The organism is Candidatus Allofournierella excrementigallinarum (assembly GCF_944388085.1).
Lineage (GTDB): Bacteria > Bacillota > Clostridia > Oscillospirales > Ruminococcaceae > Allofournierella_A > Allofournierella_A excrementigallinarum.
Genome location: NZ_CALXHK010000064.1, coordinates 1 through 10,569 on the forward strand (window position 1 = coordinate 1; position 10,569 = coordinate 10,569).

The window sequence follows — 10,569 nt, forward strand, 5'->3', positions numbered from 1 at the left end:
GCGTCCGTAGCTCAGTTGGATAGAGCGTTCGGCTCCGACCCGGAAGGCCGCTGGTTCGAATCCAGTCGGGCGCACCAGATCGTCGCAAGCGTCATAACGCTTGCGACGATTTTTTTGTACGGGGCGTTATCCGAACATAAACTTCGTCATGGGCGGGGCTTTCCAAACAGAGGCAGGGTGGATTCGCAGGCTGGCGTCCGTATCCCAGAACCTATATAACAAAACCAATACAAAACAAAAGAGATTACCATAAACCTCATCGCCCTCTCCGGTACCCACAGCCTGCTGCGGACGGTAGCACTGCAGGGACCGGCACGCAATCGAACTGCAGGCCGCAAAAGACTTTTATTGCATGGGCAGGTCGGTGTCCTGCATCTGGGCGACGGAATGTTGTATTCGCAACACGTTTGCATTATACTATAAAAAAGCGCGGGTGCGGCGATACGGCGCATTGCATCCAGAAGGAGGAAGATCATGAGTTGCGTTCCGGTCAACCGTGCTGTGGATGGGCGCAATGCGCGCAGGGCGGCTTTTCTGGCCCTCCTTTTTTCCACCTATATGTTCGAATACATGGTCACCCTCACCTTCATCGACCAGCGGAACATCGCCATTTCCGGCTCCTCCTGGCAGCTTGCCCTGCACTACATCGACACGCTCCTTTCCGCCGCGGGCTTTGCCTCCTTCGCGCTGCTGCGAAGGATCTTCAAGGAGGAAAAAACGCGGGTCAGGCTGCTGGTGATTCCGAACATGGTGTATTGCGTGAGCATGATCGCCCTTTGCTTTATGGGCTCGGTGGCGGCCTATTCCGTTACCGCAATGCTGACCGCTTTTTCTCTGGGCGTGCTGGGCGGGATGGTCTACTTCTGCATGTCCCAGGCGTTGGCCCAGACCTCCTGCATGGGAAAGGTCATGGCGGCGGGGGCGGCAGCGGCGGTATTGCTTCAGTATCTGCTGCAGAAGCATCTGGATATCGTCCTCGGCCTGCCGGTGGTGCTGGTCCTGGGGTTTTCGGCAACGCTTTGGCTCACCGTCAAAAGGCCCTGGGATTGGCTGGGAGAAGACTGCCTTCCCTATGCCAAGGAGTCGCCGGCATCCAAAAGCGAGCTTCGGCAAAAGCAGTTCATCCTGTCGCTCACCGTGGTGGCCCTTGCGGTGGTCGGGATCTTTTACGACGCGCAGATGATGCGGCTCAACGTGCAGACCCACTACCAGGAGTTCGATTATTACGCCTGGCCTCGCCTGTTCCTCATTGCCGGCTATGCTTTGATTGGGATCATCGGCGATGTGAAACAGCAGAAATACGTTCCCATCGCCACCTTGTGCACGGCGATGTTTGCCGTGTTCAACCCAATCCTGCTGGGGGAGATGGAAGGCTACCAGTTTAATATGTGCATCCACTATGCCTGCCTGGGGGCCAACGTCTCCTATTTCAACCTGATGTTCTGGAACATTGCCCCCAAGACCGGCTGTCCTGAGCTTTGGGCCAGCATGGGGCGGGTGATAAGCGGCCCGGTGGAGGCCGCCCTATCGGCCATGCAGGTGGCGGACCTGCCCTTGCACGCGATGGTCGGCATCGACATTCTGATGTTTGTGTTGCTGGTTCTTGCGCTGGCGGTGGGCAACTATCTGCAGATCGGCCGCCGGGAGGAGAAGGAGCGGCCGGACGGGCGGCCCGTCGGCCCGCCGGAATTGATGCAGCAGCAGCGGCTTGCGCTGTACGCGGCCCATTGCTCCCTGACGCCCCGCGAGACCGAGGTGCTGGAAAAGCTGCTGACCACCGAGGACGGCGTGCAGGAGATCGCGGACAGTTTGTACATATCCCGCCGCATGCTCCAGCGGTACATCGCCTCCATTTACGAAAAGACCGGCACCGGTTCCCGGATCGGGCTTTTCCGGCGCTACACCGGTTTTATGACCAAAGAATGACCAGGATAAAACACGCCGCCCCATCACCCGGCCGGGTGATGGGGCAGCGTGTTTTTTGCCCGGCGGACCTGCCGGGAACCGGGCCGGCGGTTTTCACGTCAGGCCATCAGGGTCAAAAGGGCCTCGTACGCCAGCATATCGTCGGGCGTGGAAATGCCGACGTCCCAATAGATGGCGTAAAGGTCGCCCTGGTATTCGCCATAGGGGCTGCACATGAGCCGGTAGGGCGTGCCGTCGCAGTTGTACTCCAAAACTGTGCTCAGAAAACCCTCGTCCTCGGTGCTCACGCCGTACCCGCAGTGGGTGAGGAAATGCTCGATCAGCTCCACGCTGCTGGTATAATCGGACCTGGACTCAAAGCTGTCGATTGCCTCGGCGGCGGGCAGCATCAGCTGGGCGTAAAGCGCGCCGACCTCCTCCTCGGTGTACTGGGGGAAGAGGGCAGCCAGCAGGTCCATCATGGCTTCGCAGGAAAGGGCGTTGTCGTTCTTGCCCACGTTCGCGCTGTTGCTGAGGGTGAACAGCGCCTTAAAGAGCACCAGCCGCCCGTCGGGATCGTAGATGAGGCGGGCGTTCATGATGTTGTCGGGGTCGCTGCCGGTGAAATCACCCACCAGCGACATGACGCGGCCCACCGCCGGGTCGTCCCAGAGCAGCACGCGGTAGACGGAATACCCCTGCTCCTGGAAGGAGGTACCCTCCAGGGTCTGGGCGTCGCTCTCCACCATGTAGGCGTAGCCGTCGGTGTTGTTGTTGAAGTTCTCGATGAAGCTCTCGATGGCGGCGGCGTCTTTAAAGCCCAGCTCGGTGCTCGCCACCGCGTCCTCGCCCTCATCGGGCCCGCCGCCGCCCGTCTGCGCGCCGCCGCCGCAGGCCGTGAGGCCCAAGAGCATGAACGCGGCCAGCAACAATGCCAATCCCTTTTTCAACATAGATCGTCCCTCCGTTTTCTGTGTTCTTATGGTGGCCGGGGCCGGGGCCGGACCCGGCCCCGGTTACCGCATGGAATGGGGCGCGGCGGGCGTCAGCCGGCTGCGAAGAAGGCGCCCGCCGAGGCAAAGGCCGCTTCGATGGCGATCTTGCCGTCGGTGGTCATGTAGCCCAGCAGCCCGCTCTGCGCGTCCTGGTAGGCCACCAGGCCGCTGCCGCAGGAGAAATAGCCGCTGATGGAAGGGTCGCTTGCCACCACGTTGCCGCTGGTGTCGATGAGCACCCACCGGTCGCCGTCCTGCACCTTGCCCACGCCGTCCCAGAAGGTGCAGCCGCCCACGTAGGGGTCGGTGCCGGTGGCCACCATGCTGGCCGTGCGATAGGCGGGCGCGATGACCATTTCCCCCGCCTCGTTGATAAAGCCCCACAGCCCGTTTTGCAGCACCGGCGCCAGCCCGCTGCTGAACACCATGGCCTGTTCAAACGAGAAGTCGATCATCACCTTGCCGTCCTTGTCGATGAAGCCGTAGCGGCCGTTTTGATCCTGGGCCAGGTACCAGCCGTTCTCGCAGTAGTGGAGATAGGGATACTGGCAGGCCACGGCCACGTTGCCGCTGTCGTCGCACAGGCCGTAGAGGTCCGCGCCGTGGAACGGCCCGCCGGGCTTGATCTTCACCCGCATGTTGGGGTCAAAGCCGTTTTCGTCCGCGTAGTACTCCTTGGGGATGGTGGCCAGGATGTTGCCCTGGGTATCCAGGATGACCGGCGCGTCCTCGCTGCCCATCCGCTGGTCGGTGGCCTCGTTCACCCGGCGGGCGGTCACGGCCTTGCCGCCGGTAAAATTAGAGGCGAAGCCGAAGAAGTAGGTGCTGGCGTAGCCCGAACCGGTGACCTTGGGCAGCGCCTGCGCGCTGAACAGCACGTTGCCGTCCCGGTCGATGTAAATTTTGTCGTAGCTGCTGTCGGTCTTCAGCTCCACCGCCGCGATGCCCTCCCGGAACTGCTCGGAGCTGGCCAGGGGGTAGGTGGCCCCGTCGCTGTCGCGCACCTCCCGGATCACCGGCGTGCCGGCGCGGTCGATGTAGGCCCAGCTACCGTCCGTCAGCTGCACCATGGCGCGCCCGTCGGAAAAGCCATAGGCGCTCTGGAACTGCGGCTGGATGCGCCAGGCGCCCGCCTTGTCAATGTAGCCGTAGAGGCCGGTGTCCGCGTCCTGCACGGCCGCAAGGGCGCCGTCGCCCGCCAGCTGCACCACCTCCAGCGCGGCGGACTGCCCCTGGGGCAGCTCGCCGGTGTATTCCGGCAGGGGGGCTTTGGGGTCGGCGTTGTACGCCTCCAGCGCCATCATGAACTCGATCACCGCCGTGTCGTCCTCCATGGCCGCGTCCATGTCCATCACCGGGAAATCAGCCGCCCGCACCGCCGTTTGTCGCACATGCTCCAGGAAAAGCGCCGCCTCGGCGTTTTCAGAGGGGGAGAGGATGATCACCGGCTGCGCGTCGGTCTCGGTGACGTAGCAGCGGATGAAGATGTCCTGCGGCCCGCTCACCATCAGCACCGAGAAGGAGGTGGCGGACGCCGCCTCCTGGTAGCGATAGAGCCCCCAGGTGGAGGGCACTTCCAGCGTGACGCCGTAGCCGTCGTAGCCGGTCCACTGGGTGTCGGCAAAGGGCACGCTCTCCGTGCTCCCGCCGCCATACATGACCTCGCCCTGCCCCTGCCGGGACGAGGACGCTTCGCCCGCGCCGGCGGCGGGGGCGGACGGCTCCTGAGATGCCGTGCCGCAGGCGGCAAGGCAGAAAACGCAGAGCGCCAGCAAAAGCGAAAACCATCTCTTCATGGGTGTTCCTCCTTTTCTCTTGTCTGCCGCCCTCAGTTGGGGATCAGCTGCTCCCAGCCCAGGGGCGCGTCGCCCTTCGAGCCGAAGTAGAATTCGTCCCCGTTCTGGAACACCGAGTCCACCTCGGTGCCCACCTTGATGGTGGAGCCGTCGGCGGTGGTGTATTCGTTCCGGTCGTAGATGTAGTCGCTCCAGTCGTTCGCCCAGTCGTCGGAGGTGTAGCCGGAATCGCCGGAGGACACCGAGGAATCGTAATCGTTCATGTAGGCCTGCGCCTGGGCCTCGGTCATGGCGGCGATGGAACTTGCCTGCTGCTGCATGACCATGTTGCGGATGTAGTTTCCATACGCCTGCTTGGCGTAGTTGAACTCGTCGCGGATGACCATGTTGCTGCAGATCATCTCATACTCGCCGCTGTATTGGTCCAGCGTCGCCTCGTCCGGCGCGATGCACACCATGATCCCCGGCACCACCCACAGGGTGTTCACAAAGTTGATCCCGTAGGACGGGCTGATGTACTGCGCCGCCACGCAGAGGGTGGCGGCGTCCGCCATATAGGTCTGCCCGCCGCTGGTAAAGCGGTACCGCCGCATGGAAATGGTGCCCTCGCAGCTGGACGCCTGCGCGGTGACGCCGTACCCGCCGCCGATCTGGTTGATGCCGTCCACCACCGTGTTGAGGAAGGTCTGGGCCGTCTGGTCAAGGAACGACTGGAACTCGGCGGGCACCGGCGTTTCGCTCACCACCGTGCCCCCCGTGCCCAGCACGCCGTTGAAGTACATGTCCAGCACCTGCCCGGCGTTTTTGTAGGCCAGGTGGACGATGTAGGTCTCCATGTCGGTGTAGTCCTGGTGGGGGAACAGCCCGGTGTTGTCGTAGCTCTCCAGATAGTCCTGAGAGGTGTGGATCAGCACCGCGGCCTGCTGGTCCGGGCTGGTGAACTGGACGGACGCGATGCAGGGGTTGCTGGTGGAAACGAAGCTCCAGTCGCACTGCACCTGGGCCGTCCAGCCGTAGGGCATCAGCACGTCCATCACCGGGATGCCGGTGGACGGGTCGGTGAGGGTGGTGTAGCTGCCGAAGGAGCCGCTGTAATCCGCGGTGTCCAGCTGGGACAGGTCCTGCCCACCCTGTTGCGGGGTATCCTGCGGGGACGTGTCCTCCTGCCAGAATGGATCCGAGTCGTCGTACCAGGACGGGTCCTGCCCGTCCGGCTCCGAAACGTCGTACCGGGATGTGGATCCCGAGGGGCCGGTGGGTGGCCCGCCGGTATACCCGCCGCCGCAGGCGGTGAGCAGCAAAGCCGCCGCGACGCCCAGGCAAACCGGTCTCCTGCTTTTTTTCATGGTAGTTTTCCTCGCTTTCGTTGTTCCCCTGTGCGGGCGGCCGCTTTTCCAACGGCGCCGTCGTTCGCGCGCGGCTTTTCCGCCTCACTTTGACTATATAAGAGATGGGGGCGGTTTTGCAGTTCACATGTGTGCCATTTTTTCAAAAACGGGGTTCGTATCTGTGCCGTTTTGGAAAACGGGCGAAAAAGCCGGGCTGGGGCCGCGGGGGCGGCGCTCTTTTTCCTTTCGCGGTTCACAAGTGTGCCATTCCCGCCCAAGGGCTTTTGACGGGCGGCCCGGGGAGAATGGCACACTTGTGAACTGCAAAAGTTGACGGAATGCAGGTAGAATGATAGTGGCCGGTCGTCTGGCTTGACGCCAGAGGGCGGCGGGGCGAAGGCCGGGCGCCCGGAAAAACGCGTGAAAAAAAGACCGGACCCAAGAAAGGAGCCACGGGATCATATGAAAAGGCAAACGGACAACAGCTTGAAAAGAGGCATCTCGTTTATCATGGCGGCGGCCCTGACGCTGGGCCTGTGCGCCTGCGGGGGCACGCAGCAGCCCCAGCAAACGCAGTCCCAGCCACAGGAGAACCAGCCGGCCCAGGCGCGGGAAATCACCATCTACACCGCCGTGGACCAGGTGTACTCCGAGCAGATCTTCGCGGAGTTTGAAGAGGAAACGGGCATCCAGGTGAACGCCGTTTACGACATCGAGTCCAACAAGACCACCGGCCTCACCAACAAGATCCTGGCCGAGGCGGAAAACCCCGTCTGCGACGTGTTCTGGAACAACGAGTTCGTGCAGACCATCGAGCTGCAGAACGCCGGGGCCCTGCAGCCCTACGTTTCTCCGGTGGCGGCGGACATCCCGGACGCCTACAAGGACGCGGACGGCTACTGGACCGCCTTCGGCGGCCGGGCCCGCACGCTGCTGGTGAACACCGAGCTCTTGGCGGAAGAGGATTGGCCCACCTCCATCTACGACCTGATCTCGGACAAATATCCCGGCGAGAGCATCGCCATCGCCTACCCCATGTTCGGCACCACCCGCACCCAGGCGGCCGCCCTCTACGCCGCTTTGGGCCCCGAGGAGGGCCGGGCCTTCTTTGAGGCCATCGCCGACCGGGGCGTGCAGATCGTGGACGGCAACTCGGTGACCAAGGACATGGCGGTGAGCGGCCAGGTGGCCATCGGTTACACCGACACCGACGACGCCAAGGTGGCTGTGAACGACGGCGCGCCGGTGGCCATGGTGTTCACCGACCAGGAGGAGGGGGGCCTGGGCAACCTGATCACCCCCAACACGGTGTGCATCATCAAGGACTGCGAGCACCCGGACGAAGCCAAGGAGTTCGTGGACTACATCATCTCCCTGGAGATGGAAAAGAAGCTGATCGGGATGGATTTCTTTGACCTGTCCATCCGTCCGGACGCGGACGTGGAGGGCCTGTCGGTCAAGGGCATGACGGTGAACCTGAATGACGTGTACGACATGCTGGAGACCGCCAGCGCCGATATGCAGGAGATCTTCGCCAGATAACGCCGGCCAGCCGGCCAGGAAAGAAGGGCGGCAGATGAGAAAGAAAGAGAAACAAATCAAACAGCCAAAGCAGGAGAAAAAGGGGTTCCAGTTCGCCGACTGGGACTATGACACGATAAGTGGGAGCATCCCCAACCTGCCTGCCTCGTGGCTCGGCTTTTGGGCCTGGCGGATAAAGCGAATATTTCTGGGGCTCAAGCTCAGCAAGTCCGCCTTTTTGCTCCTGCTCAAGGCGCTGCTGGCATTCGTGGCCGTCTCGGCGGCAAGCTACTACTTCAACATCTTCTTCTGGGCCTGGCTCAACGACAGTATGTGGATCGGCTGGGGCAAAGGCTACGGCAACGTCGCCGGCTTCCTCATCCCGGGCGGCGCGTTCAACACCGGCAACGGGATCATCGGGCTGGAGCCCCTCGCCGTCTTTTTAAATCTGTTCTTCAAACAGGGCAGCAACTACTCGGTGCCCAACGGCTTGCTGGCGTGGCCCTTTACCCTGGCGGTGGGCTGCCTTGTCACCTACCTCATCTCCAACATCCTCACAAGGGGTCTGACGGGCGTCCTCCGTGACGTGGCGGGCATCCCCGTCTATCTGCACCACTACGCCGGCAGGGGCAGCAAAAAACTGTGGAAGTTCCTTTTGGAGGGTGTGTTCTACGCCACCGTCATCGGCTTTGTGGTGGTGAATCCCTTTGCGGTGCCGCTGTTGGGGGTCTACATCCTGCTCTGCTTTGGCCAGGAGGCGAACAACCCCCGCGTCATCGGTCTTTTCCTCAGGCGGTGCCGCCTTTACAAAAAGGCGAAAAAGGGCAAGGGGGAAGCGGGGGAAAAGCCCCTGCTGGCCGACACCATGCTCCAGATCTTCAGCCTGGGGCTGGGGCTCTTTGTCTACTCGCTGCTCAACCTGCTGGTCTGGAACCTGTTCGGCTACCACTTTTTTGCCCGGCTGATCTTCAGCCTGCTGCTGGCAGCCATGACCCTCACCCTCTCCGGCGGCGCGCGGCGTAAAAAGCTGGGCAAGGCCATGGGCATGATGGCCATCACCACCGGCGTGCTCGCCCTGAGCCACGTCACCGCGTTCGCCCACGACGGAGGCGCCTCGGAGTCCGGCGGCACCTGGACGGGGCTGACGCGCAACGCCGGTTTCAAGGATATGGACGCCAGCAGCAAGCTGGGCGTCGCCGGCATGAACATCGGCGCGGCGCACGCCACACGGCTGGTGAACTACGCCGATATCCTCATGGACAGCAAGACCCGGCTGACCGCCACCGACCAGTTCATCCTGGACCGCATGTTCAATATGTACTACCGGGGCGAGCCGGTGTCCGTGGAGGAGTTCAACAGCCTGCGCGACCTGTACATCAAAAACCTCAACGGCCAGCTCTCCGACGACGTGAACTACCAGCGCAGCTGGGGCGAGACCCTGTGGGATGACACCAAAACCGCCCTCTCCAACTCGTTCCGGGAGTTCGCCGAGGGACAGACCATCAACTCTGTCATCGCCCGCCTGCCCCTGGGCGTGGCCACCTATGGCTACTCGGAACTGGCCCTCGCCCCCTTCGGGGCGGCCTACGACGCCTACGGCCGGGTCCAGTCCGGCAACTCCAACGCCTGGAGCGTCTGGTCGGGCACCATGGGCAACCAGATCTTCAACCTGGCGCTGGGCGAGGCCTGCGGCCGGGCGGTGGGCAGCGCCTCCGGCGCGATGTACAACGCGATGGCCGGGGCCTCCGGCGCGGTGCGTAGCCTCCAGTCCAGCTCCGCCCAGTGGATGGGCTCGGCCAGCAACAGCATCTCCCGCTCCACCGCCTCCTTTGTGAACTCGGTATCCCGCGGCGTGCAAGGCATGGCGGACACCCTCTCCCAGATGGGGCAATATGCCAACGTCTCCGGCAGCCAGCGGTTCTACTCCCAGTCCTGGGACCACGGCGTGGTGAACGTGATGAACGAGACGGTCAACAGCGCCGCGGGCACCGCCGCCACCGGCGCGGCGGGGCAGGCCATCTCCTCCTGGTTCCAGGGAAGCGGCGGCTCTTCCGGCGGCACATCTGGCGGCTCTTCCGGTGGCAGCTCTTCCGGCGGCAGCTCTTCCGGCGGCGGCAGCGACGGCACCCTTTGGGGGGCGCGGCAGCAGTACGCCGATGAATTCGGATTCTGAACAAAGGAGGGATGACCAGTGGCACAAAAGGCCCTGGAAAATTGGGACCGTCTGTTTCAGCTGTTTGCGGGGCGGTCTGGCGGCATCGTTACAAAGAGCGTCTACCTGCGGCGGGAGGGGACCTATTACGGTGTGCTCGACGGAGAAAACGAGCAAGAGACCGTCAAAGTCCCCGCGCCCATGGGGGAGTTTGCCCTTTCCCTTTTGGATATCGAGGGGGAACTGGAATGTCCCCCCGCCACCCTGGCTCTCAGCGAGGACGCCGGCTGGGTCCTTTTTGCCCTGGCCGATCTTGCCCGGCGGACCCACTGCAAGAGCCTGATGAACGGCACCCCGGAAGCAGACCTCACCACCGACCCTATGCGGGTGGTGGAGGCATTGGAACAGGAGCTGTTCCCGGGAGTGGACGATATGCGCTTTCTTACGCCCTTTCTGTCGGTGGCGCTGGGAGCCAGGGCCCATCCGGACGTGAAAAAGGCCCGGCAGGACCTGATCGCCGCCGAATTCCTCAACAAAAGCGGCAACATGACAAGGGAGGGAAGCGCGCTGCTGCGGGCGTTTACCGAGACCCACGCCATGCTGGGCGTCTACGGGCAGAAAAAGGACGAGGGGCAGACCACTCTGTGCTGCGGGGCGATGCTCAACTGCTACCACTCGGCCTGGAGCATCACCCTGGACAGCACGGAAAAAACCTTTTATCTCACCACGATGAGCCGCAAGGAACTGGGAAAGACGCTGGAAAAGGCCTTTTCCTGATCTGTCTGCGGCAGCATGAAGAAAGACCTGCTAATAAAAGTCAAGCAGAAACTTTAAGTCTTTAAGGGGTGCAAAAAAGCAATGCAAAATCAAGC

7 protein-coding genes and 1 tRNA gene are annotated in these 10,569 nt (G+C 62.6%); 5 read left to right on the plus strand and 3 right to left on the minus strand.

Annotated features, from left to right (window positions below; genetic code table 11):
• Positions 1-77: transfer RNA gene (locus ACH2AT_RS09830), tRNA-Arg, on the plus strand.
• 397 nt (positions 78-474) lie between these two features.
• Positions 475-1,926 carry a LuxR C-terminal-related transcriptional regulator gene (locus ACH2AT_RS09835; protein WP_394965647.1) on the plus strand — a complete coding sequence of 484 codons (1,452 nt, stop codon included), beginning with the start codon at positions 475-477 and terminating at the stop codon, positions 1,924-1,926.
• 98 nt (positions 1,927-2,024) lie between these two features.
• On the opposite strand, the gene ACH2AT_RS09840 is transcribed toward ACH2AT_RS09835, so the two are convergent.
• The 3 genes from ACH2AT_RS09840 to ACH2AT_RS09850 form a co-directional block, all read right to left on the minus strand.
• Positions 2,025-2,858, minus strand: coding sequence for a hypothetical protein (locus tag ACH2AT_RS09840; protein WP_394965649.1), 834 nt, complete (start codon positions 2,856-2,858; stop codon positions 2,025-2,027).
• Positions 2,859-2,950: 92 nt separating this feature from the next.
• Positions 2,951-4,696: a WG repeat-containing protein gene (locus ACH2AT_RS09845; RefSeq protein WP_394965651.1), complete on the minus strand. Its 1,746-nt coding sequence runs from the start codon at positions 4,694-4,696 to the stop codon at positions 2,951-2,953.
• A gap of 32 nt (positions 4,697-4,728) precedes the next feature.
• Positions 4,729-6,042, minus strand: coding sequence for a hypothetical protein (locus ACH2AT_RS09850; RefSeq protein WP_394965653.1), 1,314 nt, complete (start codon positions 6,040-6,042; stop codon positions 4,729-4,731).
• 468 nt (positions 6,043-6,510) lie between these two features.
• Here ACH2AT_RS09850 and ACH2AT_RS09855 point away from each other — a divergent pair, with 468 nt between their 5' ends.
• Genes ACH2AT_RS09855 through ACH2AT_RS09865 form a run of 3 tightly spaced genes read left to right on the plus strand, consistent with a single transcriptional unit; the run spans position 6,511 to position 10,474 of the window.
• Positions 6,511-7,566, plus strand: coding sequence for an extracellular solute-binding protein (locus ACH2AT_RS09855; protein WP_394965654.1), 1,056 nt, complete (start codon positions 6,511-6,513; stop codon positions 7,564-7,566).
• 34 nt (positions 7,567-7,600) lie between these two features.
• Positions 7,601-9,718 (plus strand): hypothetical protein, encoded by a 2,118-nt coding sequence (locus ACH2AT_RS09860; protein ID WP_394965655.1) that lies wholly within the window; start codon positions 7,601-7,603, stop codon positions 9,716-9,718.
• 18 nt (positions 9,719-9,736) lie between these two features.
• Complete coding sequence (locus tag ACH2AT_RS09865; protein WP_394965657.1) at positions 9,737-10,474, plus strand: hypothetical protein; 738 nt, start codon at positions 9,737-9,739, stop codon at positions 10,472-10,474.
• Positions 10,475-10,569: the final 95 nt, after the last annotated feature.